The organism is Pluralibacter gergoviae ATCC 33028 = NBRC 105706 (genome assembly GCF_001598855.1).
Classification (GTDB): domain Bacteria; phylum Pseudomonadota; class Gammaproteobacteria; order Enterobacterales; family Enterobacteriaceae; genus Pluralibacter; species Pluralibacter gergoviae.
This window is the reverse complement of sequence record NZ_BCZS01000003.1, coordinates 25657-47994: the sequence shown is the minus strand read 5'-3', so window position 1 is coordinate 47994 and position 22338 is coordinate 25657. Positions and strand designations below refer to the sequence as shown.

The following is a 22338-nucleotide window of genomic DNA, read 5'->3' as shown; positions in this document are numbered from 1 at the left end:
GTCTCAGATCCAGATATCGTTCTCAGCGGTACGTTCACCGCCTTCATGGCCGGTGTTCAGAACACCACAGGGCTCAATCATCATCATTTTCACCTCCTTTTCAGCAGAGGTTTTATGCTCAACGCCCTTTGCCACAACGTACATTTCGCCGGGGCGAACATGTATATAATGGTCGCGAAAATCAATCCGTAAAACGCCTTCGATAACAATAAATGCCTCATCGGTTTCGGGATGAGTATGCCAAATGAAATCACCGCATATTTTGACGATTTTAAACTGATAGTCATTCATCTGCGCGATAACTTTTGGCTGCCAAAACTCATCGAAAAGCGAAAATTTCTCTTCTAAATTAACTGGATAATACATTGTGACTCTCTCCCTTCATTAAGAAGGCGACACAATAGAACAGCGCAGTGGGGCCAGTATTGAACGTTTGTGCAGAAAGGCTCCTTATTTTTGATTGATTTTTTTCCAGTGCCCCGGCGAAAGACCCAGCGTTTTTATGAACTGGCGCGTCATATGGCTTTGATCCGAAAATCCTGCTTCAGCGGCTGCCTCTGCCAGAGAGGAGCCAGCAAGGATCAGGCGGCGGCAATATTCAAGACGGCGCATCGTCACATACCGGTAAGGACTCGTACCATAAAGAGTTCGAAAATCCCGGCTCAGACTCCAGCGGTCCATCCCACTCGCCGCAGACAACTCCTCCAGGGTGATACACTTATTAAACTCAGCATGGATGTATTCACGCGCTCTCTCCACGGAGGGATAATCAGCGATGCGCTTCAGAAAACGCTGGCCTCCAACAATGGCCAACGTTTGAGCCAGCTCATAAAGAGAATCGTCTTCTTCGAGCGTCTCAATTCGTTCATCCACACTTTTCAGAAGCGATTCTGTTGCAGCAAAAAGGCGGGGATCGGAGGAGATTCCGCCGGGAATAAACGGCAGCGATCTTCCGCCGAGAATAGTCTGGATGAGTGCCGGAGCAATATATAACATCCGGTACTGAAACCCATCTTGCGTGCCCGCTTCACCATCATGTATTTCATCGGGATGCAAGACCATGGTCCCGCCGGGCAAACTGTGTCGTTTACTGCCACGATAATGAAAGCGCTGTACACCCGATAATGTTCTGCCTATTGCGTAGGTATCGTGACGGTGAGGTTCGTAACCGTGTCCGCTGAAATAAGCCTCAATACGCTCTATTTTTCCAGCGCCTGGGGCTAATTTAACCCAGTCTTTACTGTCTTTTTCTCTCGACATGTTTCATGGGTTCCGCGGAAATAGGCTTTTGCAGCCAGTTTATTTTTGATGCGTTCGATTCACCCTGGGCGTCACTACAATCACAAAAGTAAACTACCTGTTAAGCAGAAGGCAATATTTCCGCACAGTCCCCACACAACGTCACTCTTTTTTCAGCCACTGCCCGTTCAGGCCGCGCACGTACTCCCCGGGCTGCGCCCGCGCCACCAGCTTCTGCCCTGCCATCTTCGCGACCTCATTCACCGGCACGTTATTCTGGCTGGCCAACTGCTTGTAGCTGGCGCTGCGGGCGGCGTTAATGCGGGCGACCAGCGCCTGCGTATCGGCATCCTGCGCTACCGGCGCCAGATAGCCGCTGAGGGTTTCCCCTACCCGTCCTTCGGCCCGCGCCTGTTCCAGCGTCAGCGCCTGAGCGCTCTGGCAGACCAGCGCCAGCAGGGCGGCAATCGCGATTCGTTTCATAGGCACCTCAGAAGAGATCGCTGCGCGACTTGAGCAGGTTTTCCACGTCTTTATCGACCTTAATGTGGATCTCATGCTCTATCTTGACGTTCATATTGATGGTGATCGGCGCTTCGGGGGCCGCCACCTCAATGCGCGGCGTGCAGCCGCTGAGGGTGATTGCGGCAAGCAGGCCCGCCGCGGCATTTCTTATACTCATTACTGCTCCTTACATGCCTTGCCCGATCGGCAGGGGGCGGGTAGATGCGCGTTCTGCTCAAGCCACGCCTGAAGATTGTCACCAAAGCGCAGGCTGCGCCACAGCTCAAAGACATTTTCCTGGTGGGTGTAGTTGAGATTCACCCGCGCGGATTTGCCATCCGTCCGGCTGGTACCGGAGATGGAGGACTTCAGCTGCAGCATACCGAGGTTATCGAGGCTGACGCTGGTCCAGGAGCGGGTGATCTCCAGGTAGCGCAGCCAGTTGATCGCCGACCCGGCGGCCATGTTGTCGCGCACGACCGCATCCGCCGTGTCCTTATCCAGGCGCAGGGTAAGCGGGCCGGGGTTGGTCAGCCAGCCGTCTTTGATTATCCACTTCTCGTTATTAAGCCACAGCGGCAGCGCGCCGTTTACGCGTCCCGACATGGTGAACTGCTTCGGATTGATGGCGCCGATAAGCTCGCTGGTGGAGATGTTCTGCACCCGCAGCAGGGCCGCGTCGCGCTGCGGCATTCGCAGCTGCAGCATCGAGACCTTGCCGCCCAGCACGTCAACGCTGACGTTGGAGAGCAGCAGCGGATCCTGCTCGCTCCACGGATAGCTGCCCTCAAGATCGGCGGTGATATTGCGGGCGGTGACCTGATTGACCACTTCACCAATGCGCAGGGAGACCGGGCGGCGGTGGCCAAGATGCCAGGTACTCTGGCTGAAGCGGAACGGCAGAATAAAATCGACGCCGTTAATCTGGTTGTCCGGCATCCACAGGCTGCCGTTTTTCAGCACGCCGTGGCCGCCGGCCTCGAAGCCCTGATCCGCCGCGGCGGAAAACGCCACCTGCGCGTAAAGGGTGCCATCGCGCAGCGTCATTTTGGCCTCCGGCGGCAGCAGCGGCTGGAAGACCTTGAGGGACTGCTTCGGCCACCAGGCGTTGCCGCGCAGGCGCAGGCCGTCCCAGCGCCCGCTGACCCGCACCGGGCCAATCTCGCCGGCGTGCAGGTCACCCTTAAAATTAAACCAGGTCGGGTCGCGGCCGTCGACGCTGAATTTGAGCGTTGACGGCGGCAGGACGCTGCCGCTGGTAAAGCGGGTTTCCCCGGCGTCGAGCGACAGCGCGCCGGTCAGCGACGGGTGCTGCGCACTGCGCCGCCAGCGCACCGGGGCATCGAGCACCAGCCGGGGCTGGCTGATGGTCATCGCGCCGTACTGCAGCCGGTCAAAACCGGTCGAGAGGCTGTTGAGCACAATGTCACCGTCGCGCCACTCGCCGTCGCCCTTGACGTCCCAGCTGGCGTTCATCGGCGGGAAGTGGCCGTCGCCCCAGTAGCGCCAGCGCCAGCTGCCGCGCTCCGGCAGAAAGTCGCTGGCCTTACCGTCGAGGTGCAGCACAAAGTCGCCGGTTTGGTCCTCATGGGCGCGAAGAATGGCCTGCAGGCGGCCGTCCACGCCCCGGCTGCTGAGGCGCACGCCGGCCAGCGGCCAGCGGATCTGATCGATATTAAGCGAGTCGATAATCTGTCCCTTCGAGCGCAGCAGCGCGCCGGGGGCAAAGGTCAGCTCGGGGTCGTTAAGCGGCCCGGTTAAGGTGGCCGGCAGCATGGCGTAGAGGATCAGGTCGTTATACTTGGCCTCGCCCGCCACCTGCAGCGGCATCTCGCTGCTGTCCATGCTCAGGCGCCCCGGCCCGAAGTTGAGCACCGCGTTGCCCTTGCCCGCCGCGCCTTGGGTCAGGATGTTCAGGCGCCCGGCGATCTGCATTTTGTCGAGGCCCTGCTGCCAGTTGTCGAGGCGCAGGCCGACGCGGCCGCTGACCGGCACGCCCTCCAGCCACGGCCAGTTCCAGCGGCCGTCGCTGATGGTCAGGCGCTCCGGGGTCAGTGTCCAGGGAAGGTCGAGCAGCGGATCGCCGACGCCGCGGGCCATCACGACCAGCTGGCCCTGATTTTCCCGCCACTCCAGCTCGGCATCCACCAGCCCCTGCTGGCCGGGAACCTCGAAGGACGATTCGACGTGGCCGTTGACCGGCACGCCGGCGGGGACCAGCGGCATCGTGAGCTCGCCCACCAGCTTGATCGGCGGGCGGTCGTCGAGCACTTTGGCGGTAAATTCGCTGACCTGCAGCGCCTGCCCCTTCAGGGCCGCGCGCAGCGTCACCGAATCGCCGTCGTAGTGGAGGATCTGCTGAGCGGGGGTTAAAGAGAGCGCTAATTTGCCCTGCCACTTCTCCCACGGCGAGAAGCGCAGGCGATCTATCGTCAGCCAGCTGTTGGGCAGCATCGACTGCCATTCGGCCAGCGTGCGCGGGGCGGCGGGAGAAGGTTCGCTCTGCGGGAGCTTGCTCAGGCAGGCGGAATTGATGTTCAGTTCGCCGACGTGGAGCCGCCAGCGGCTGGGATGGGACAGCTCGGCGTCGCGCAGCTGCGCCAGCTGGCAGTCGCCCACCAGATAGCGCAGTTCGGGCAGCAGAAGCCTGCCGTTATGCCACGACGGGCTCTCTTTAAGCGCAATGCGCGTTCCTGACGGCAGCCAGATCCCGGCAAGGGTCGGCACCCAGTGGGTCAGCGTCAGCAGCAGCGTCAGCGGTATAAGTATCAGCAGCAGCAGGATGGCGATCGCTGCTTTCCATGTACCCTTCATGGGCGATTAACATCCTGATTAATTGTCATTAAAAGGCCGAACAGGCCCGTATTGTGGCACGTAAAGCCCCCCTGTTAAAGCCGCGGTGGTCCCGCCGGGGCGAACCGCGCCACTGCTAAGCATAGATGCTTCCTTTTGCGCCCGATGCGCAAACGCGCAATTCTCCGGCTCAGAGCGTACGGTTATGCACTACACTAACGGGATAACTCCATGATTAAATTATATTTTAATAATTGTCAGATTATTTTAAATATGTTACCGTAGCGGTACTATCTGATGGAGAAAAGTCTTATGAAAATCGCGGTTTACAGCACGAAGCAGTACGATAAAAAGTATTTGCAAAATGTAAATGAGGCTTTTGGCTATGAACTTGAATTTTTCGACTTCCTTTTAACGGAAAAAACCGCGAAAACCGCCATCGGCTGCGATGCCGTGTGCATCTTTGTCAACGACGACGGCAGCCGCCCGGTGCTTGAAGAGCTGAAAAAACACGGCCTGAAGTATATCGCCCTGCGCTGCGCCGGCTTCAACAATGTCGATCTCGACGCGGCGAAAGAACTGGGCCTGCAGGTGGTCCGCGTGCCCGCCTACTCGCCGGAAGCGGTGGCGGAACACGCCGTCGGCCTGATGATGTCGCTCAACCGCCGTATCCACCGCGCCTATCAGCGCACCCGCGATGCCAACTTCTCGCTGGAGGGGCTGTGCGGCTTCACCATGCACGGTAAGACCGCAGGCGTCATCGGCACCGGAAAAATCGGCGTCGCCGCGCTGCGCATTCTCAACGGCTTCGGCATGAAGCTGCTGGCGTACGATCCTTATCCCAGCCAGGCGGCGCTGGAGCTGGGCGTCGAGTACGTGGATCTGCCGACGCTGTTCTCGCGCGCGGACGTTATCTCCCTGCACTGCCCCCTGACGCCGGATAACTACCACCTGCTGAACCGCGCCGCGTTTGACCAGATGAAAGACGGGGTGATGATCATTAATACCAGCCGCGGCGGTCTGGTGGACTCGCAGGCGGCGATCGACGCGCTGAAAACGCAGAAAATTGGCGCCCTGGGCATGGACGTGTATGAGAACGAGCGGGATCTGTTCTTTGAAGATAAATCCAACGACGTGATTCAGGATGACGTGTTCCGCCGCCTCTCCGCCTGCCACAACGTGCTGTTCACCGGCCACCAGGCGTTTCTCACCGCCGAGGCGCTGACCAGCATTTCTGAAACCACGCTGTACAATCTGCGCCAGGTCGCCGGCGGCGAACCCTGCCCGAACGCGCTGGTTTAACCTTTGCTGCTGCCGCCCCTGCGGCAGCATTTTCGGACAATACTCAGTGACCCGGCATGCCCCACAGTGGCATGCTGCAGTGAATTATTTTTGTAGGTAACTCCGTGATGAATAACAAAAAATTAACTTTATGTTTACTGGCCGCGACCATGATGCTTGCCGGCTGCGTTTCCTCTGGAACCCAAAAAGTCACCGTTCAGGAAGAGCAGCTGGTGCACCACCGCTTCGTGCTGGAGACCGTCAACGGTCAGGATGTGCCGCCGGGCGTGAAGGCGCCGGAGCTGAGCTTTAATGAGGATATGCATATTTCCGGCAGCATGTGTAATCAGTTTACCGGTAAGGGCAGCCTTTCCGAAGGCGTGCTGAAGGCGAAGAAGGTGGCGATGACCAAAAAGCTGTGTACCGACCCGCAGCTTAATCAACTCGACGCCACCCTCAGCAAAATGCTGCACAATGGCGCCCAGGTTGATCTGACCGCAGATCAGCTAACGCTGGCGGACGACAGCGATTCGCTTATCTTTAAGCTGGCCGATCTGGTTCAGTAGTTTCCGCATGACCCGGTGGCAAGCGAAGCCTCGCTGCATCGCTTGCCGTTGGGCAGTGCGCACATACCGATGGTTGAGCCGTCAAGCTGGCGCGCAACCGAAAGTGAGCCGCCAATCATCGCGCAGTTGGCCTGACCGCCGCTGGACATTGCCGCCCGCATTCCCGGCGAAACGTGAGCCGCCGTCGCCTGCTGTTCCGGTTCGCTGCTGCAAGCAGACAGCAGTAAGGCTGCGCACCCAACCCAAAAAGCTGCTTTCATTCTCATTGTCCCCTGTCAAAACGTTAGCAAAACCTGTTCATAATAGGCACGGCGCGGCCTGGCGTCGAGTGAGCAAAAGCAGATTTCGGGGCTGTGAAACATTTTCTGGCAATTTTTCGCGCCCAACGTTGATCTGAACGGCGTTCAGACAACGTCGCTGGACACAAAAGCGAAAATTCCCGCCACCCCGCTTTGCTAAAATAAACCCATAATTACCAAGGATGCTGCGGCTTGCGCGCGTCCTCTTTTTGAGCAATGTAAGGGTTTACGTATGATTACGACTGACGGTAATGGCGCGGTCGCCTCGGTGGCGTTCCGCGCCAGCGAAGTTATCGCCATCTATCCCATCACGCCCAGTTCAACCATGGCAGAGCAGGCCGACGCCTGGGCGGGCAATGGCCTGAAGAATGTCTGGGGCGACACGCCGCGCGTGGTCGAGATGCAGTCTGAGGCCGGGGCCATTGCCGCCGTGCACGGCGCGCTGCAGACCGGCGCCCTGTCAACGTCATTTACCTCCTCGCAGGGCCTGCTGCTGATGATCCCGACGCTGTACAAGCTGGCGGGGCAGCTGACGCCCTTCGTGCTGCACGTCGCGGCGCGCACGGTGGCCACGCACGCGCTCTCCATTTTTGGCGATCACTCCGACGTGATGGCGGTCCGCCAGACCGGCTGCGCGCTGCTCGCCGCCGGCAGCGTACAGGAGGCCCAGGACTTTGCGCTCATATCGCATATGGCGACGCTGAAAAGCCGGGTGCCGTTTATCCACTTCTTCGACGGCTTCCGCACCTCGCACGAAATCAATAAAATCACGCCTATCGCCGACGATACGCTGTTAAACCTGCTGCCGCAGGCGGATATCGACGCCCACCGGGCGCGGGCGCTCAACCCCGAACATCCGGCGATCCGCGGCACCTCGGCCAATCCCGACACCTACTTCCAGTCCCGGGAAGCGACCAATCCGTGGTATGACGCGGTGTACAGCCACGTCGAACAGGCCATGGACGACTTCGCCGCCGCCACCGGCCGCCGTTACCGGCCGTTTGAGTACTACGGCCATCCGCAGGCGGAGCGGGTGATCGTCCTGATGGGCTCGGCTATCGGCACCTGCGAGGAGGTCGTGGATGAGTTGCTGATCCGCGGAGAGAAGGTCGGCGTGCTGAAGGTGCGCCTCTATCGTCCGTTCTCGGCGGCGCACCTGCTGCAGGCCCTGCCGGCGTCGGCGAAAAGCGTGGCGGTACTTGACCGCACCAAAGAGCCGGGGGCGCTGGCCGAGCCGCTGTACCTCGACGTAATGACCGCCCTGGCGGAAGCCGTCAGCCGCGGCGAGCGGGATGCGCTGCCGAAAGTCATCGGCGGCCGCTACGGCCTGTCGTCGAAAGAGTTTGGCCCGGAGTGCGCGCTGGCGGTGTTTAAAGAACTCGCCGCCGCGCAGCCGAAGCCGCGCTTCACGGTCGGCATCTACGATGACGTCACCCACCTCTCCCTTCCGCTGCCAGAGAATACCCTGCCCTCCACCGCCCGGCTGGAGGCGCTGTTTTACGGCCTCGGCAGCGACGGCAGCGTGTCGGCCACCAAGAACAATATCAAGATCATCGGCAACGCCACGCCGTGGTACGCCCAGGGCTATTTCGTCTATGACTCGAAGAAGGCGGGCGGGCTGACCGTCTCCCATCTGCGGGTCTCGGAGCAGCCGATCCGCTCCGCCTATCTGGTCTCGCAGGCGGACTTTGTCGGCTGCCACCAGCTGCAGTTTATCGACAAGTATCAGATGGCCGAGCGCCTGAAGCCCGGCGGCACCTTCCTGCTCAACACGCCCTACAGCGCCGACGAGGTGTGGTCGCGGCTGCCGCAGGAGGTGCAGGCGACGCTCAACCAGAAGCAGGCGCGCTTCTTCGTGGTTAATGCCGCAAAAATCGCCCGCGAGTGCGGGCTGGGCGCGCGCATCAATACCGTGATGCAGATGGCGTTCTTCGAGCTGACCCAGGTACTGCCCGACGGCTCGGCGCTGACCGCGCTGCAGAATGCCATCGCCAACAGCTACAGCAGTAAAGGCCAGGAACTGGTAGAGCGCAACTGGCAGGCGCTGGCCCTGGCGCGCGAGTCGCTGGCGGAGGTCGCCCTGCGCCCGGTTGACGTCGCCAGCCACCCGCGGCCGCCGATCGTCTCCGACGCCGCGCCGGATTTCGTGAAAACCGTCACCGCCGCGATGCTCGCCGGGCTCGGCGATGCGCTGCCGGTCTCGGCCCTGCCGCCGGACGGCACCTGGCCGGTGGGCACCACCCGCTGGGAGAAGCGCAACATCGCCGAGGCGATCCCGGTGTGGAAAGAGGCGCTCTGCACCCAGTGCAACCACTGCGTGGCCGCCTGCCCGCACTCGGCGATCCGCGCCAAGGTGGTGGCGCCGGAGGCGATGGCCGACGCGCCCGCCAGCCTGCACGCTCTGGACGTAAAGTCCCGCGATATGCGCGGCCAGAAGTACGTCCTGCAGGTGGCCCCGGAAGACTGCACCGGCTGCAACCTCTGCGTCGAGGTCTGCCCGGCGAAAGACCGCCAGAACCCGGATATTAAGGCCATCAACATGCTCTCCCGCCTTGAGCACGTTGAAGAAGAGAAGGTCAACTACGACTACTTCCTCGCCCTGCCGGAAATGGAACGCAGCGCGCTGGAGCGCATTGATATCCGCACCTCCCAGCTGCTGACGCCGCTGTTTGAGTACTCCGGCGCCTGCTCCGGCTGCGGCGAGACGCCGTACATCAAGCTGCTGACCCAGCTGTACGGCGATCGGATGCTGATTGCCAACGCCACCGGCTGTTCGTCGATCTACGGCGGCAACCTGCCCTCAACGCCCTACACCACCGATGCCAGCGGACGCGGCCCGGCGTGGGCCAATTCGCTGTTCGAGGACAACGCCGAGTTCGGCCTCGGCTTCCGCCTGTCGGTGGATCAGCACCGCCGCCGCGCGATGCGCCTGCTGGAGCGGTTCGCCGAACGCCTGCCGGCTGAACTGAACGATGCCCTGCGCGCCGAAGCGACGCCGGAGCTGCGCCGCGAACAGGTTGCCGCCCTGCGCCAGCATCTGGCGGGCGTGGAGGGCGCGGAGGAGCTGCTGACCGATGCCGACGCGCTGGTGGAGAAATCCATCTGGCTTATCGGCGGCGACGGCTGGGCCTACGACATCGGCTTCGGCGGGCTGGATCACGTGATGAGCCTGACGGAAAACGTCAATATCCTGGTGCTCGACACTCAGTGTTACTCCAACACCGGCGGCCAGGCCTCGAAGGCGACGCCGCTCGGGGCGGTCACCAAGTTTGGCGAGCACGGCAAGCGCAAGGCGCGTAAAGATCTGGGCGTCAGCATGATGATGTACGGCCACGTCTACGTGGCGCAGATTTCGCTGGGGGCGCAGCTTAACCAGACGGTGAAGGCGATTCAGGAGGCCGAAGCCTATCCCGGCCCGTCGCTGATCATCGCCTACAGCCCCTGCGAGGAGCACGGCTACGACCTGGCGCTGAGCCACGATCAGATGCGCCAGCTGACCGCCACCGGCTTCTGGCCGCTGTTCCGCTTCGATCCGCGCCGCGAAGAAGAGGGAAAAGTGCCGATGGTGCTGGATTCGCGCCCGCCGTCCGACGCGCTGGCCGATACGCTGATGAAAGAGCAGCGATTCCGCCGCCTGAACGCCCAGCAGCCGGAGGTGGCCGAGCAGCTGTGGAAGGACGCCGCGCAAGATCTGCAGAAGCGCTATGACTTCCTGGCCCTGCTGGCGGGTAAAGCGGAGAAAGCGGCGGCGGATTAACCGCCGCAGAGCAAACGGCCCGGCATGGCGCCGGGCCGTTTTTCACCTCAGGCGGCAGCAATCCTGCGTAGCTGGAAGCTATAGCCGAGGGTCGCCGTCAGGCACAGCATGTAGCCGTACATTTCACACCCCTCTTCAACGGCGTTTTTCGCCTCCCGCACGAAGCCGTCCTGCAGAATAAAGTTCCACAGCTCGCCCATGCCCAGCAGGCGCGAGAAGACGAGGATCGTCATCAGCCCCGCCAGCATCATGCCGTAGCCGGGGGTCTGCGCATACTGCTCAAGCTGCGCGACGGTTGTTTTCCACTTCGCGACGGGCCAGATAAGCGCAATAACCGACGTTGTTAAGGCAAACCAGACCCAGCAGCCGTGCGAAATCGTATCAAAGACGGCATCAAGTTCGCGGATAAGCATAGCGAGGAACAGGCCACCAATCAGAATATTGCACAGGCGCAGCGGGACGTACTTTTTGGCCAGAACAAAATGGATAACCATAACGGCAGCCAGAACCAGCTCCTGGACAATTTCAGTCACCGAGATTTCAGTAACCGTATCGCGGAAGAAATTAAGATCCAGCCACAGGCAAAATACGGTGAGAACCGGCCCGAAACAGGCCACGACAAAAAAAAGAAAGTGTTTAAATAGCGACATTACAACCACGTGAATCATACAAAATCAGCATTATAGTGGCTGACTCAGACTTCCTTATTCACTTTGTGCTTGTTACGGCAATAGCGGCGAATTTCAGCGATTTATCGTACAACTCGTAAGATGGAATAATGGTCCGAAGCCGGAGTTTAGCGCGGGGTTATTATCAGGCATACTCATGCCGGGTATTTTGAAGAGGCAAAAGATGATGAGAGTAATTTTTATCGCAGCGCTGCTGCAAATAGCAGGCTGCGCGGGAACCAGCGTTGGCGCGTCCGGCGGTTCATCAAGCGGGCACGTCGGGGTCAGCACCGGCATCGGTTTTTAAGCGGGCCCTGACGCGGGGTCAGGGCCCTTTATTGACTCAGGCGGGGAAGTATTTCTCCACCAGCGCATAGAGAATGGCGGCCGTCTCTATATCGACCGCGCCGTCATACTTCTGCTGGCGGAAGTGGAGCTGAAAAGCGCGCACCAGCGCCCGATAGCCCTCATCTGTACCGGCCTCCGCAGTGCTGTAGCCGTAGGTGCCGAGCCTGGCGACAATATCTGCTTTTTCAGGAATACCGCCGCCGCTGAACTGCTTGCAGTATTTATCACGGGTCTCTTCGTCATACCACGCCCCGATGCCCAGATCGTAGAACTCCTTCCACGGGAACGCCGCGCCGGGATCGCTTTTGCGCCCCGGCGAGATGTCCGAGTGGGCCACAATATTGACCGGCGTCATATCCGGATAGCGCTGCACGATATTCAGCGCCAGCTGCTTGACGGCGGCAATCTGCTCCTCGTTAAACGGCGGAAAGACGAACTCCCCGGTTTCATCCGAGGCGAGATTAACAATCTCGATGCCGATGGCGGTATCGTTAAGATTGCTGCGGCCTGCCCAGCTGCTGACGCCCGCGTGCCACGCGCGCTCGCTTTCATCAACCAGATTAAAAATGCGCAGATCGTTAAAACCGGCATCAATATAGGTCTGGTCCGTCGGGTCGGGCACCAGGTAGTGGGCGCTGGCGCCGCCGTCGCCGGAGAGCAGGCGCGCGGAGGTGGCAAAATCCACCGCCGTGTAGTGCATCACGAGAAACCGCACCCGGCGGCTGTAGCCCTTCACGGAACGGTAAGAGTTGTAATCAATCTGGTACATAACGCTTCTCCTTGATCGGTCCCGCGCCGCTGGCGGAGGCGGGGCCGGTGATTTTTTCCACAGCGATTGTGCAACAGGTTACGGAGGTTAAAAACCGGAGCACGCTGTGGGTATTGAATGTCGATACAATGAGAGTAAGCGGAGAGCGACACAGGAAGGAGTGGTGGGCTGTGAGGGGTTCGAACCCGCGACCAATTGATTAAGAGTCAACTGCTCTACCAGCTGAGCTAACAGCCCACGCCGTTTGTGCGACAAGGACTTTACGCCTGCCGGCACGTCGGCGCAAGATCGTTCTGGCATAAGCCAGGCTCCCTCATAGCCCAGGGGCATAAAAACCCCTTTCCGCCGCTATTCCGCCTGTTCTCTGTTCAGGTCACGCCTTCTGGCGCAGCGCAATCACGTAGCCGCCGGTAAATTCCAGCACCGCGCGGGGATGGCGCGAGTGGCCTGCCTCTGGCGGCACCAGTACCGACACCTGACTGGCTTGCGCCAGGGCGATGACTTTCGCCAGATCGTCAACCACGAAGTCGGTTTTTATATCGCGCCACGGCGAGGCCAGGCGCGCCCGCTGGGCGTCGCTGAGAATAATGACGTTGAACAGTCCCGCCGATGAAGCGAGCCACACCCGGTGGAACGACTCACCCGGCAGGCCCACCTCCTCACCCGCATGGCGCGCATCACCAACGATCCGACCGCCGGTCACCGCCAGGAAGGTTTTAATGAACCTTTCGGCCGCGCGGGGCGTGAGATAATAGCGGGTATTCGACACCGACTCGCGAACGGCGATCTCGGGCGGCGTGCCGGCATAGGCGTAAAACTGAATGCGCAGGCCGTCCAGCCACTCGGTCATCGCCTCCTGGTTGCCCATTACCTCCCAGCGGGCGAGGATCTTCACTCCGTGCTCCTCGGCAACCCGCACCGCGTTGTCCATATCCCGCACCGCCACGCCGACGCTCTCCTGCCCCATTGGGTACGGCGGTTTACCGTCCTTATAGGCCTGGGCCGAAAAGGCGCCGATGGCGGTGTAAATATCGCTGAACTGCATCTCGGCCGGCACCGCCGCCAGATTGATATCGCTTATCGGATCTGCCGTGCCGTCAAAGACGGCCGTCATCTGGTTAATAAAGGTCTGCAGCTGATCGGGATTAACAAATACGTGCGGCAGGGCGTACTGCTTGCCGTCGCCAAATATCGCTTTTTGCCCATGATGAATACACATAGAAATATCCTCTTTGACGGAATAAAAAAGCCCCGCGAATGCGGGGCATGATGACTGCACAATTAAAACGTCGTAATGGTCTTTGCACCTCCTCTAATTCCCCTATTTATTATCCGGATCCTGCCCCGCGCCCAGACGCCTGCTGAGATAATGCGAAAGCCAGGCCCTGATTGTTTTAACGCCAATAAAGCCAATCAGCCCGCCGATGGCGACCGTCAGCATTTTCGGCACGTGCAGATAATCAATGGCGGAATAGGCGCACAGTGCCAGCGCAGCGCACAGCAGGCCTTCCAGAACGATATCCCGCCGCCGGTGGCCAAAATAGCTCATACGCAGTACGGCCATTGCCGCCGCCATAATCACGCCGCCGGCGGGTACCTCGCCGCGCCACCAGCAGGCCGCCGTCTCCCTGACGGCGTCCCAGACGGGCGCAATGGCTAAAGAGATCATCTTTCTCCTCCGGGTTTAATCATGTTGATTGTGAGAGAAAGGCGCTGTGCCGCTGCGGATAAGCAGAATGAGCGGGTTCAGAAAAGCAAAAACCCGCGCGGTGGCGGGTTTTAAGATTCATCACCCCGCGATACAGCTTTGCGAAGGATAGAGTGATTACAGCAGATACTGGATAAATATACAATAGTTTTTTGGTGAAAAATTTACGCGTCGCCGTCGCCCAGGCGAAGCGGATCGAGGCCAAACGCCGCGCACAGCGGGCGGTAGAGCAGATATTCTGCCGTCGCCAGCCAGCTGTCAATGCGGTTTCTGCAGGTTGGCAGGCTCCACTCCGGGTGGCGCAGATGCAGCGCCTGGGCCATCGCGCGCTTGCTTTTGCCCCTGCCGCAGTAGCGCTGCTGCAGCAGCGCGATCAGCGCCGGGCTGCCGCGCAGCGTCTCGGCCACCGTGCGATCGACCAGCAGCCCTTCGCTATCGCTGCAGTGGGCGAGCGGACTTTTATAGCGCCCGCGGGCCATCTCGCCGAGAAAGGCCTCCAGTTCCGCCTCGCTGACGCCGGCGTCCAGCAGACGCTGCAGAACCTCTCCGATGGATTTACGGGTCAGCGGGCCGGACCTCAGCAGCTGGTTAAAAATGTTGCCGGTATGGCCGCCGCCAATGTACGACCAGCGGCCCCACATTTTTAACCGGCCCTGGACCATGGCGCTTTCGAGCGGCCCTAGGCGGGCGGCGCTGGCCCTCTCTTTACTGGCGGTCGGATAGATCATTGTTGCTACCTCCATGCAATTAGCTGTACATATATACAGTATACTTGCGGCATAAAATGATCAATGTCATAACATTATCCGGGCGGCTTATCGGATTAACCTGCCGTCAGAAGATGAAAACGGCAACGCCGGGAATTGAAAAGCCCGCGCGGTGGGCCGGCGGGCTTCAGATACGTACCGTGCGGCTTATCGGAGGGCAGAACTCAGGGGAACCTCAGCGTCCGGCTCGCGGGTGATCCTGTTGCGCAAGTCGCGGCGAATGATCTCGATGGACCAGAACCAGACCAGGTGGCCCACTATCTCAGAGACGTTCTCATACCACGGCAGTTCGAAAAGCGGCGGCGTGAGGCCCATCAGCGGGAATGAAATCATGTGGACAAAAAGCTGCGCCAGCGCGCCGGCAAGCAGCCCCTGCCAGAGCTTGATCTTCGGGAAAATTTCGGCAACCACGCAATAGCCCACGGCGAAGACGACGGAGAAGACGATATGCGTTACGCCAACCCAGTTGAACACGTGCCCGGCGAAGGTATAGACCGCAGCGTTCGGGTCTGCTAATCCCAGCCAGTCCCGCAGAAAAATGTAGGGCGGATTGAGGAAATTCCGCGAGCAGTCGATCTGCCCGGCGGCGCGGATCAGGGCTTCCGGCCCGCATGCGCCGGTGAAGATGTCCACCGGGCTGCGCGGCGGCAGCGGGACCTCGGCGCCCCACTTCACAAAGGCCGAAACGATACCGGACACGAGCCCAACGAATAGCGCGACGCCGTAGTGCCGCCTGTGCGGCTCCGTCTGTACAAAAAAGTCTTTTAACGCCATAAAAAACCACCACTTAGAAGAATATTTACAGTTCCTTAATATTCCTTAAGTTGGATGATTATCATTTTGATTTAGATCACTATTAGCATTTGTCGGATGCGGAAATTTTTTCAACTGGATTTGCTAGGTGAGAAGGATGATATGCCCTGCGGACGCGCGGTCTGCTTCCTGTGGACATAAAAGGCCAACTGCAGAAGGCACTGATCATTTATCAGGATGTGAAGTCCTGGTGACCAGAGTAGGCTGTATTTACCACAGTAAAAAGGAGGTTTTATGTCTGGTCTGATAAATCCAAAAGATGTTCCGGAAGATGCTGCTTACGCGCTGATCATTGAGTTAGTCAGGGCTCAGCGTGTTCCGGTCTACTCTTCCAGTATCTCTGAGCTGATGTCCTTGTACGACGAAGCCGTCAAGCATTTTAAGAAAGATGAAGAAGCGTGAGAGTTCGCAGGTCACTCAGCAAAAAATCGCGAACGGATACAGTAATAGCCATTAACGCAAAAACCCGCCGGGGCGGGTTTTACGATAGAACTACCCTCTTCTATCACCGGGAATACGTTAAGACCGAACGGCAGGGGCTGCGCTTTGTTTTTATACCCGGAGCGCGCAAAGCATTCCAAAACCCTATTACAGCGCGTCGGGCATCGCCGCCAGATGCCCCCTGACGTAAAACGTGCTGGCATTCGCCGCCGGAATCCGTACCATACGCGGCATACTTTACCGGCCGGCGCGCGGCGCCCGCGCGGAACACCCTTTATCGCCAACCGGGCGAAAGGCGGCAACGCGCTGCCGCGCTCGTAGTCGCGCGGTGTCAGAGATAGCGAATAATGCAAGAAAATCAGCAAGCTACCCAATTTTTCAGCCTCGTCATCTCCGATAACGCGCCTGATATTATCCTTATACTCAGCATCTGATACTATTATCGGGGCATTCGCAAGGTAGGCGTTTTTCCAGTACGCTGACGCTGTTCCCAGCGACGTATTACCAGTAACAACATCCGGGCCTAGTACGACACCATCAGAGCTGGCGGTGAGCTGTATTTTCGCATTGGTATAATTATTAGGGAACTGGAATGTAAATTTATTTGTGTAGTTTACGACCCCGCCAAGAATGAACGACACCCGAATTGTGGTGTCAGAATTAGATACCACATCAAGGGAGCCTGTACACCATTCTGTGTAAATGCCTTTTCTCAGAAGTGACCGTCCAGGCGGACACCGAACTCGATGATAAATGGGTTCAGGCCTCCGGGCTGGATTAACAACAGCACACGTCGATGATTGTTCCCGGGGCCTGAAAATAGAAAGGCCCGCCGAAGCGAGCCTGTAAGATTTATAAATCAGAGTTATTTATAATAGTAATTGCGGTGTCCGCTATACCAAACAATTGGGCTCTTCCGATAATTAGGATCATAAGCAGTGATCATTATACATTGCTCTGCATTCCCTTCATCCCCATAGCTACAACTTATTTTTTGCCAGAATGCGTACTTAGACGATGAAAAGGCGACATCCCAATCCAGAAATTGCTCACTTGGTTGTGGATAATGGTATCGACGTTCTTTATTATCTTTATAGTTTTTATAACGTATCGGAAATTGTCCGTGACCATATTCATACCGCTCCTTGAGAACCCCATTACGCCGATCCGTCACTGTTTCTAACAAACCACGAACGTTATAACTCAGGAGGTATGATCCTGTATCATCATTCAACTCGGTAATTTCACACCTACTATTAACTTTGCCAGTTATATTTAACGTTTTCTCTTTCGAGTCTTTTTTCTTAACTGAACTTATTACGCCATTTTTGTTTTCAATATGGATTCCTTCACTGCTCACTTTTTTACTAATATCAATGCTCGTGAAACACCCATTTCGATCGTAGGTAATGTCGACAACGGCTATTAACGAACCGTCACTACTTCTAATCCATTGCAGGCTACTTTTAACATCACCGAGAACGGGGTCATAATTAAATAAAAGCGAGGCATTAAGCACCGCAGGCTTGAATTGCACAACTGCCGCCGCATGGGCTGATAAAAAGAAGCAAGAAATGGCGGAGAATAAAATTAATGGCTTCATACTGTTCCCTCAGATTCGTCTGGTATTTAACCATTTTATGACTCTTCGAAGGATAGTTCTACTGTCAAAAGCAAAAACCCACACTGCCGAGTGTTATTTATAGCTGGCTAACTCAAAGTGATTCAAAGTGATGATACGCTTTCAGTAACTCATCTTCCGTGCGTGGGCATTCCAAGTTAATGCCAGTGTCATTCTCGATTTTAATCATAAGTGCTTCTCTCGTCATGCCAACGCGATTGGCTACATGGTTGACGCAACTTCTTGCATGCGAAGCCCGGGAGGTAAGTGGTAGAGTCGAGTCCAGTACCTTTTTTCTTGATGATGAGTGGGACATATGGCCCTTACGAAGAGTAAAAACCCTGCCGGACGGCAGGGTTTTTAGTTAGTTTCATTTGGATGCAAGTATCCATGATTAGAATCATACAGGGCAATTTTATGCAAAGTCAACACGAACATGCAAAAAATGTCGCTATATGATCCGATATTTTCAGTAAGAGGTCGCTTTCTCAAATTCCGCTGCTGCTTGCCTCTCACCCTTGTGAAGCGTATCCACCAGCCCCTCATAGAACGGCTTCCAGTTGCGTGACCAGGATGACTGGTGCAATCCTGGTACGCGGCCCTGTACAGCCCGATGAACGTTTGCCGATTTGATCGAGGTGAAGCCGCCGCCAGAGCAACGCTCGCAGGTTTTGAAAACAGGGGCCCCCGTCTCTTTCGTAGCCTTGCGATCGAGCACCTCCCCCCTGCCACCGCAACGGCAGCGTGCGGTGATTATCCCCTTCCCGTCGCAGGTTTCGCATTTTGCCGGTACTGTCTGCTCAACTTCCCTCCAGTGTTCCCAGTCAGAAGGGCGAGCAACGCGGGATTTGCTGGCCCAGTATGGAGGGCGGCCCCACGGATAAAAGACTTTTCTCACTATCTGCACTTTCGTTATCTATCTTGGCCTGTTCGATGATGCCGAATATCGCAAAGACAACGCGACCGCATTTGTCCTTTCAAATGCGTCGGATAGAGCCGGAGATATCATTCGCATTCGCAAAGAACTGGATGAGCGAATCGAACGCAATCTTGAGGTTATTCGCACTGCGGTAACACCAAATGAGGCTAAAGGTGTTTACAGCACCATCACCCGAGAGGTTGACGTATACCGCAAGGACGCTAAGGCAAAAGCCGACGTCGAGTTTGACGAGTATCTGAAAAAACGGCTCCTGGCCCTACATCGCGCCGTAGAGCAGAGAGTGAGTGAGCTTGATAAAACATCCGAACAGGAGCAATCAGCATGAGCCAGAACACTACCGCAATCGCCATCGCCGCCAACATGAACAAGCTGCTGGCGCTCGTTGAGGCCGGGGAATTTTCCCCGGAGGACATCGCCGACACCATCGAGGGAGAGGAGTTGGCGCTGGGCGACAAGTTCGACGGCATCATGTCACTGGTGCGTAACCTTGAGGGCCAGGCAAAAACCGTAGCAGAAGAAGCAGCGCGCCTTAGCGACCGCAAAAAGTCATTTGAGGGTCAGGCCAAAAACCTCAAGGGCTACATCCTGAAGTGCATGCAGGCTGCCGAACTGAAGTCATTTAAAACTGAGCGCAACACGCTCACCGTCCGCGAGGGATCGCTGTCGGTGATTATTGACGACGAGAATCAACGCCCCGACGAGTTGGTAAGCGTAGTGACCGTCGTAGCCCCGGATAAGAATACAATTAAAGCGGCGATCGAGGCCGGCACTGAAGTTAAGGGCGCGCACCTTGAAGTTGGCGCCGAAACTCTTCAGGTCAGATAAGGGGGATCGGGTATGGCTAAAAATTCCGTAGAAGCTTATGGCGCCAGCGGGAAAAGCAATGTGCTTTTTTTTGAGCCGGACGCGCTTCACCTTGTCGATGATCGCCAGAAAAGAGGCCCTGATTGTCGATCAGGAAAAGCGAGGTCTATGGCGCCGGGCACTGACAGAGCTTGGATTCCTCGCCGGGATGCAGAAGACAGCCATCGGCGTTGGCCTGATCGCTCAGCGGCGCATCATGTGCATGCGGAAGCTGGCAAAGTGAATTTTGGTAATCAGTTTATTGCGGGAGGTGTACTGATAATTCCTCCCGCTAAGAGGTGAATATGTCTCAAGTTCATTTCAACGTTGAGTGGGTAGTTGAGCAGGGTCTCACTACATTGACAGGGCTCGGGCCGCGGCAGATTGAGAACTACCGGCTGGAGTGCTGGGTGGAGGGAGTTCACTTCAAGAGGGTTTCTTCCAAGGGTAACTCAGCCAGTAAGCGGGGTACCACCTGGTGTAACTACCCAAAGATCAATAAATTTATTCAGGATTCATAGTTATGGCATCACTACCAACAGGTGTTGAAATAAGAGGTAAAAGCATCTGTATCTGGTTTATGTACCGCGGTAAGAGATGTCGTGAGATCCTCAAGGGCTGGCTGATAACGCCAGCCAATATCAAAAAGGCTGGCAATCTCCGCGCGCTGATCCTCAGTGAAATAAACCTGGGCGAATTCGACTATCAGCAGCGCTTCCCGGAATCAAAAAAAGGGACAAAGGTAGTCACAACCACATCGGTGCGGACTTTTGAAGATCTGTGCACTCTTTGGTTGAAAGTGAAGGAGACTGAGTTAGCAGCCAACACGCTGCGCAAGACAGGCTTTCAGATAGGAACACTCAAGCTTATCGTGAACTCTAACACCCCAATCGCAAGTATTCGGCACAGCGATATTCTTAATTATCGCAACGAATTGCTGAGTGGTGAAACCAATTACCGGAATGCCAGCAGGGGCAATAAAGTCGGGAGAACCGTGCGCACCGTAGAGAATTATATTTCGCTGCTGTGCACTATGTTACGGTTCGCGCATCACTCAGGATACATCAGAAACACGCCGTTCGAAGGCGTTCGCAAGCTGCAGAAGACAAGAGCAAAGCCAGATCCGCTGACCAAAAATGAGTTTCAGGAGCTAATGAACAGCGAGAAAGGTCAAAGCCAGAATTTGTGGAAATTTGCCATTTACTCCGGCCTGCGTCATGGTGAACTGGCCGCGCTGGCATGGGAAGATGTCAATTTTGAGGAAGGCACCGTCGAGGTCAGACGTAATCTGACGGGGATCGGAACGTTCGGGCCGCCAAAAACGGATGCCGGCATAAGGAAAATAAAGCTTCTTGAGCCGGCGCTGGAAGCACTTAAGGCGCAGCGGGAGCTGACAGCCCTGCAACCCAGGAGCGAAATCCTCTTCCATCACCGGGAGTACGGTAAAACCGAACGGCAGAGGTTGCGCTTTGTTTTTATTCCCCGGGTGCGTAAAGGAGTTCAGAAACCCTATTATAACGTATCCAGTATAGGTGACAGGTGGAACGCCGCGGTAAAACGTGCTGGCATTCGCCGCCGGAATCCGTACCATACGCGGCATACTTTTGCCTGCTGGCTGCTGTCGGCCGGCGCAAACCCCTCTTTTATTGCAAGCCAGATGGGGCATGAGAACGCGCAAATGGTCTATGAGGTCTATGGCGCATGGATTGAAGAGCTTAACGGCGATCAGGTGTCGATGCTGAACAATAAGCTGGCGCTCTGACAAAAGTTTGCCCCTTATATGCCCCTTTTGGTTTTTGAGATAGTGAATAATGCAAGAAAATCAGCAAGTTAACAAAAAAGAGCAGTACAACATCAATAAACTCCAGAAGCGCCTGCGCCGCAACGTCGGCGAGGCGATTGCCGACTTCAATATGATTGAAGAGGGCGACCGCATTATGGTCTGCCTCTCCGGCGGGAAAGACAGCTACACCATGCTGGAGATTTTACGCAATCTGCAGCAGAGCGCGCCGGTTAACTTCAGCCTGGTGGCGGTGAATCTCGATCAGAAGCAGCCGGGCTTCCCGGAGCACATTCTGCCGGCGTACCTGGACGCGCTGGGCGTCGAGTACAAAATCGTCGAAGAGAATACCTACGGCATCGTAAAAGAGAAGATCCCGGAGGGGAAAACCACCTGCTCGCTCTGCTCCCGCCTGCGCCGCGGCATTCTCTACCGCACTGCCACCGAGCTTGGCGCCACCAAGATTGCGCTGGGGCACCACCGGGACGATATTTTGCAGACGCTGTTCCTCAATATGTTCTACGGCGGAAAAATGAAGGGGATGCCGCCGAAGCTGATGAGCGATGACGGCAAGCACATCGTTATTCGTCCGCTGGCCTACTGCCGCGAGAAGGACATTGAGCGCTTCGCTCAGGCGAAGGCGTTCCCTATTATTCCGTGCAATCTCTGCGGGTCGCAGCCGAACCTGCAGCGCCAGGTGATTGGCGATATGCTGCGCGACTGGGATAAGCGCTATCCGGGGCGCATCGAAACCATGTTCAGCGCCATGCAAAACGTCGTCCCGTCGCACCTGTGCGATACAGAACTGTTTGATTTTAAAGGGCTACACCACGGGTCGGAAGTGGTAAACGGCGGTGACCTGGCCTTTGACCGCGAAGAGATCCCGCTCAATCCCGTCGGCTGGCAGCCGGAAGAGGACGAGCACGATCCTGCTGCACACCGTCTTGATGTGCTCGAGATTAAGTAAGCCGCCGTCCGGCGAGAGCCCTCCGCACGGAGGGCTTTTTTTGCCTGCCGTTAGCGGTGCGGCGGCGGGTCGATGATCGGATGCGGATCGGGATCGGCCGGCGGGTCCGGTATCGGCTGGGGCCTTGGTATCGGGTCTGGTACCGGCACCGGATCGGTGGGAAGATCGCTCATTTGCCGTACATTAACTGCTGTCATCGCTGCCTCCACGCTTGCGGGTATCTCCCTTAAGGGT

The 22338-nt window shown here is 57.2% G+C and carries 24 protein-coding genes, 1 tRNA gene and 2 pseudogenes; 11 read left to right on the top strand and 16 right to left on the bottom strand.

What is annotated here, in order from left to right; translation table 11 throughout:
* Positions 1 to 3: 3 nt before the first annotated feature.
* The 5 genes from ENGE1_RS04465 to ENGE1_RS04445 all read right to left on the bottom strand — a co-directional run bounded on the left by ENGE1_RS04465 (position 4) and on the right by ENGE1_RS04445 (position 4557).
* A complete protein-coding gene (locus ENGE1_RS04465; RefSeq protein ID WP_048252574.1) occupies positions 4 to 366 on the bottom strand; it encodes a cupin domain-containing protein in 363 nt (120 codons plus the stop codon).
* Between the two features lie 84 nt (positions 367 to 450).
* Positions 451 to 1260, bottom strand: a complete 810-nt coding sequence (locus ENGE1_RS04460) for an AraC family transcriptional regulator (RefSeq protein ID WP_048252573.1) — start codon at positions 1258 to 1260, stop codon at positions 451 to 453.
* A 141-nt stretch (positions 1261 to 1401) separates the two neighbouring features.
* Entirely contained in the window at positions 1402 to 1722 is a 321-nt protein-coding gene (locus tag ENGE1_RS04455) for a YdbL family probable chaperone protein (RefSeq protein ID WP_048252572.1), read from the bottom strand.
* Between the two features lie 7 nt (positions 1723 to 1729).
* On the bottom strand, positions 1730 to 1921 hold the full coding sequence (locus ENGE1_RS04450; protein ID WP_043084254.1) for a YnbE family lipoprotein: 192 nt from the start codon (positions 1919 to 1921) through the stop codon (positions 1730 to 1732).
* Positions 1921 to 4557 (bottom strand): YdbH family protein, encoded by a 2637-nt coding sequence (locus tag ENGE1_RS04445; protein ID WP_048252570.1) that lies wholly within the window; start codon positions 4555 to 4557, stop codon positions 1921 to 1923. Before ENGE1_RS04445 ends, ENGE1_RS04450 begins: the two co-directional genes overlap by 1 nt.
* 291 nt (positions 4558 to 4848) lie before the next feature.
* Here ENGE1_RS04445 and ENGE1_RS04440 point away from each other — a divergent pair, with 291 nt between their 5' ends.
* Both ENGE1_RS04440 and hslJ read left to right on the top strand, forming a co-directional pair.
* On the top strand, positions 4849 to 5838 hold the full coding sequence (locus ENGE1_RS04440; RefSeq protein ID WP_048252569.1) for a 2-hydroxyacid dehydrogenase: 990 nt from the start codon (positions 4849 to 4851) through the stop codon (positions 5836 to 5838).
* 107 nt (positions 5839 to 5945) lie between these two features.
* On the top strand, positions 5946 to 6383 hold the full coding sequence (hslJ, locus tag ENGE1_RS04435) for a heat shock protein HslJ (protein ID WP_048252568.1): 438 nt from the start codon (positions 5946 to 5948) through the stop codon (positions 6381 to 6383).
* Here the strand turns inward: hslJ and ENGE1_RS04430 are convergent.
* Entirely contained in the window at positions 6377 to 6643 is a 267-nt protein-coding gene (locus tag ENGE1_RS04430) for a putative hemolysin (protein WP_043084258.1), read from the bottom strand. The genes hslJ and ENGE1_RS04430 overlap by 7 nt on opposite strands.
* Before the next feature lie 271 nt (positions 6644 to 6914).
* Here ENGE1_RS04430 and nifJ point away from each other — a divergent pair, with 271 nt between their 5' ends.
* Positions 6915 to 10439 carry a pyruvate:ferredoxin (flavodoxin) oxidoreductase gene (gene nifJ / locus ENGE1_RS04425; RefSeq protein WP_048252567.1) on the top strand — a complete coding sequence of 1175 codons (3525 nt, stop codon included), beginning with the start codon at positions 6915 to 6917 and terminating at the stop codon, positions 10437 to 10439.
* 47 nt (positions 10440 to 10486) lie between these two features.
* Here the strand turns inward: nifJ and ENGE1_RS04420 are convergent, their stop codons facing one another.
* Positions 10487 to 11089 carry a hypothetical protein gene (locus ENGE1_RS04420; RefSeq protein WP_048252749.1) on the bottom strand — a complete coding sequence of 201 codons (603 nt, stop codon included), beginning with the start codon at positions 11087 to 11089 and terminating at the stop codon, positions 10487 to 10489.
* Between the two features lie 202 nt (positions 11090 to 11291).
* Here ENGE1_RS04420 and ENGE1_RS29160 point away from each other — a divergent pair, with 202 nt between their 5' ends.
* Complete coding sequence (locus ENGE1_RS29160; protein WP_255265516.1) at positions 11292 to 11414, top strand: hypothetical protein; 123 nt, start codon at positions 11292 to 11294, stop codon at positions 11412 to 11414.
* 36 nt (positions 11415 to 11450) lie between these two features.
* On the opposite strand, the gene ENGE1_RS04415 is transcribed toward ENGE1_RS29160, so the two are convergent.
* The 6 genes from ENGE1_RS04415 to ENGE1_RS04390 form a co-directional block, all read right to left on the bottom strand.
* The gene (locus ENGE1_RS04415) at positions 11451 to 12224 is read right to left on the bottom strand and encodes an N-acetylmuramoyl-L-alanine amidase (RefSeq protein WP_043084260.1); all 774 of its coding nucleotides are present in this window, start codon (positions 12222 to 12224) and stop codon (positions 11451 to 11453) included.
* Positions 12225 to 12385: 161 nt separating this feature from the next.
* Positions 12386 to 12461, bottom strand: a tRNA-Lys gene (locus ENGE1_RS04410).
* A 136-nt stretch (positions 12462 to 12597) separates the two neighbouring features.
* On the bottom strand, positions 12598 to 13443 hold the full coding sequence (locus ENGE1_RS04405) for a hypothetical protein (RefSeq protein WP_048252566.1): 846 nt from the start codon (positions 13441 to 13443) through the stop codon (positions 12598 to 12600).
* 102 nt (positions 13444 to 13545) lie between these two features.
* Entirely contained in the window at positions 13546 to 13893 is a 348-nt protein-coding gene (locus tag ENGE1_RS04400) for a phage holin, lambda family (RefSeq protein WP_048252565.1), read from the bottom strand.
* Positions 13894 to 14096: 203 nt separating this feature from the next.
* Entirely contained in the window at positions 14097 to 14660 is a 564-nt protein-coding gene (locus ENGE1_RS04395) for a DUF1133 family protein (RefSeq protein WP_043084263.1), read from the bottom strand.
* A gap of 186 nt (positions 14661 to 14846) precedes the next feature.
* The gene (locus ENGE1_RS04390; protein WP_048252564.1) at positions 14847 to 15473 is read right to left on the bottom strand and encodes a YagU family protein; all 627 of its coding nucleotides are present in this window, start codon (positions 15471 to 15473) and stop codon (positions 14847 to 14849) included.
* 273 nt (positions 15474 to 15746) lie between these two features.
* On the opposite strand from ENGE1_RS04390, the gene ENGE1_RS04385 reads away from it, so the two are divergent.
* Both ENGE1_RS04385 and ENGE1_RS29475 read left to right on the top strand, forming a co-directional pair.
* Complete coding sequence (locus ENGE1_RS04385; RefSeq protein WP_043084265.1) at positions 15747 to 15914, top strand: hypothetical protein; 168 nt, start codon at positions 15747 to 15749, stop codon at positions 15912 to 15914.
* Positions 15915 to 16012: 98 nt separating this feature from the next.
* Positions 16013 to 16205: pseudogene (locus ENGE1_RS29475) on the top strand (site-specific integrase); the annotation flags it as partial.
* A gap of 613 nt (positions 16206 to 16818) precedes the next feature.
* Here the strand turns inward: ENGE1_RS29475 and ENGE1_RS26735 are convergent.
* Positions 16819 to 17556: a YnfC family lipoprotein gene (locus tag ENGE1_RS26735; RefSeq protein WP_072065255.1), complete on the bottom strand. Its 738-nt coding sequence runs from the start codon at positions 17554 to 17556 to the stop codon at positions 16819 to 16821.
* 487 nt (positions 17557 to 18043) lie between these two features.
* Positions 18044 to 18487, bottom strand: a pseudogene (locus tag ENGE1_RS26725) (antitermination protein Q); the annotation flags it as partial.
* Between the two features lie 348 nt (positions 18488 to 18835).
* Between ENGE1_RS26725 and ENGE1_RS04380 the strand changes: the two are divergent.
* The 5 genes from ENGE1_RS04380 to ttcA all read left to right on the top strand — a co-directional run bounded on the left by ENGE1_RS04380 (position 18836) and on the right by ttcA (position 22104).
* Entirely contained in the window at positions 18836 to 19339 is a 504-nt protein-coding gene (locus ENGE1_RS04380; RefSeq protein WP_043084266.1) for a siphovirus Gp157 family protein, read from the top strand.
* Between the two features lie 58 nt (positions 19340 to 19397).
* On the top strand, positions 19398 to 19601 hold the full coding sequence (locus ENGE1_RS04375) for a hypothetical protein (RefSeq protein ID WP_043084268.1): 204 nt from the start codon (positions 19398 to 19400) through the stop codon (positions 19599 to 19601).
* Between the two features lie 61 nt (positions 19602 to 19662).
* A complete protein-coding gene (xisR, locus tag ENGE1_RS04370; RefSeq protein WP_043084270.1) occupies positions 19663 to 19878 on the top strand; it encodes an excisionase family protein in 216 nt (71 codons plus the stop codon).
* Positions 19879 to 19880: 2 nt separating this feature from the next.
* Positions 19881 to 21119, top strand: coding sequence for a tyrosine-type recombinase/integrase (locus ENGE1_RS04365; protein ID WP_048252563.1), 1239 nt, complete (start codon positions 19881 to 19883; stop codon positions 21117 to 21119).
* A gap of 49 nt (positions 21120 to 21168) precedes the next feature.
* Positions 21169 to 22104: a tRNA 2-thiocytidine(32) synthetase TtcA gene (gene ttcA, locus ENGE1_RS04360; protein ID WP_048252562.1), complete on the top strand. Its 936-nt coding sequence runs from the start codon at positions 21169 to 21171 to the stop codon at positions 22102 to 22104.
* 50 nt (positions 22105 to 22154) lie between these two features.
* Here the strand turns inward: ttcA and ynaL are convergent, their stop codons facing one another.
* Positions 22155 to 22301: a proline-rich small protein YnaL gene (gene ynaL / locus ENGE1_RS28330; RefSeq protein ID WP_155407593.1), complete on the bottom strand. Its 147-nt coding sequence runs from the start codon at positions 22299 to 22301 to the stop codon at positions 22155 to 22157.
* Between the last annotated feature and the right edge of the window lie 37 nt (positions 22302 to 22338).

Coding starts and splice junctions, on each gene's coding strand:
- ENGE1_RS04465 (WP_048252574.1), bottom strand. CDS start 366: ATGTATTATCCAGTTAATTTAGAAGAGAAATTTTCGCTTTTCGATGAG.
- ENGE1_RS04440 (WP_048252569.1), top strand. CDS start 4,849: ATGAAAATCGCGGTTTACAGCACGAAGCAGTACGATAAAAAGTATTTG.
- ENGE1_RS04385 (WP_043084265.1), top strand. CDS start 15,747: ATGTCTGGTCTGATAAATCCAAAAGATGTTCCGGAAGATGCTGCTTAC.
- nifJ (WP_048252567.1), top strand. CDS start 6,915: ATGATTACGACTGACGGTAATGGCGCGGTCGCCTCGGTGGCGTTCCGC.
- ENGE1_RS04390 (WP_048252564.1), bottom strand. CDS start 15,473: ATGGCGTTAAAAGACTTTTTTGTACAGACGGAGCCGCACAGGCGGCAC.
- ENGE1_RS04430 (WP_043084258.1), bottom strand. CDS start 6,643: ATGAAAGCAGCTTTTTGGGTTGGGTGCGCAGCCTTACTGCTGTCTGCT.
- ENGE1_RS04415 (WP_043084260.1), bottom strand. CDS start 12,224: ATGTACCAGATTGATTACAACTCTTACCGTTCCGTGAAGGGCTACAGC.
- hslJ (WP_048252568.1), top strand. CDS start 5,946: ATGAATAACAAAAAATTAACTTTATGTTTACTGGCCGCGACCATGATG.
- ENGE1_RS04395 (WP_043084263.1), bottom strand. CDS start 14,660: ATGATCTATCCGACCGCCAGTAAAGAGAGGGCCAGCGCCGCCCGCCTA.
- ENGE1_RS04450 (WP_043084254.1), bottom strand. CDS start 1,921: ATGAGTATAAGAAATGCCGCGGCGGGCCTGCTTGCCGCAATCACCCTC.
- ENGE1_RS04375 (WP_043084268.1), top strand. CDS start 19,398: ATGTGCTTTTTTTTGAGCCGGACGCGCTTCACCTTGTCGATGATCGCC.
- ENGE1_RS04455 (WP_048252572.1), bottom strand. CDS start 1,722: ATGAAACGAATCGCGATTGCCGCCCTGCTGGCGCTGGTCTGCCAGAGC.
- ENGE1_RS04405 (WP_048252566.1), bottom strand. CDS start 13,443: ATGTGTATTCATCATGGGCAAAAAGCGATATTTGGCGACGGCAAGCAG.
- xisR (WP_043084270.1), top strand. CDS start 19,663: ATGTCTCAAGTTCATTTCAACGTTGAGTGGGTAGTTGAGCAGGGTCTC.
- ENGE1_RS04400 (WP_048252565.1), bottom strand. CDS start 13,893: ATGATCTCTTTAGCCATTGCGCCCGTCTGGGACGCCGTCAGGGAGACG.
- ENGE1_RS04380 (WP_043084266.1), top strand. CDS start 18,836: ATGAGCCAGAACACTACCGCAATCGCCATCGCCGCCAACATGAACAAG.
- ENGE1_RS04365 (WP_048252563.1), top strand. CDS start 19,881: ATGGCATCACTACCAACAGGTGTTGAAATAAGAGGTAAAAGCATCTGT.
- ENGE1_RS29160 (WP_255265516.1), top strand. CDS start 11,292: ATGATGAGAGTAATTTTTATCGCAGCGCTGCTGCAAATAGCAGGCTGC.
- ENGE1_RS04420 (WP_048252749.1), bottom strand. CDS start 11,089: ATGTCGCTATTTAAACACTTTCTTTTTTTTGTCGTGGCCTGTTTCGGG.
- ttcA (WP_048252562.1), top strand. CDS start 21,169: ATGCAAGAAAATCAGCAAGTTAACAAAAAAGAGCAGTACAACATCAAT.
- ENGE1_RS26735 (WP_072065255.1), bottom strand. CDS start 17,556: ATGAAGCCATTAATTTTATTCTCCGCCATTTCTTGCTTCTTTTTATCA.
- ENGE1_RS04460 (WP_048252573.1), bottom strand. CDS start 1,260: ATGTCGAGAGAAAAAGACAGTAAAGACTGGGTTAAATTAGCCCCAGGC.
- ynaL (WP_155407593.1), bottom strand. CDS start 22,301: ATGACAGCAGTTAATGTACGGCAAATGAGCGATCTTCCCACCGATCCG.
- ENGE1_RS04445 (WP_048252570.1), bottom strand. CDS start 4,557: ATGAAGGGTACATGGAAAGCAGCGATCGCCATCCTGCTGCTGCTGATA.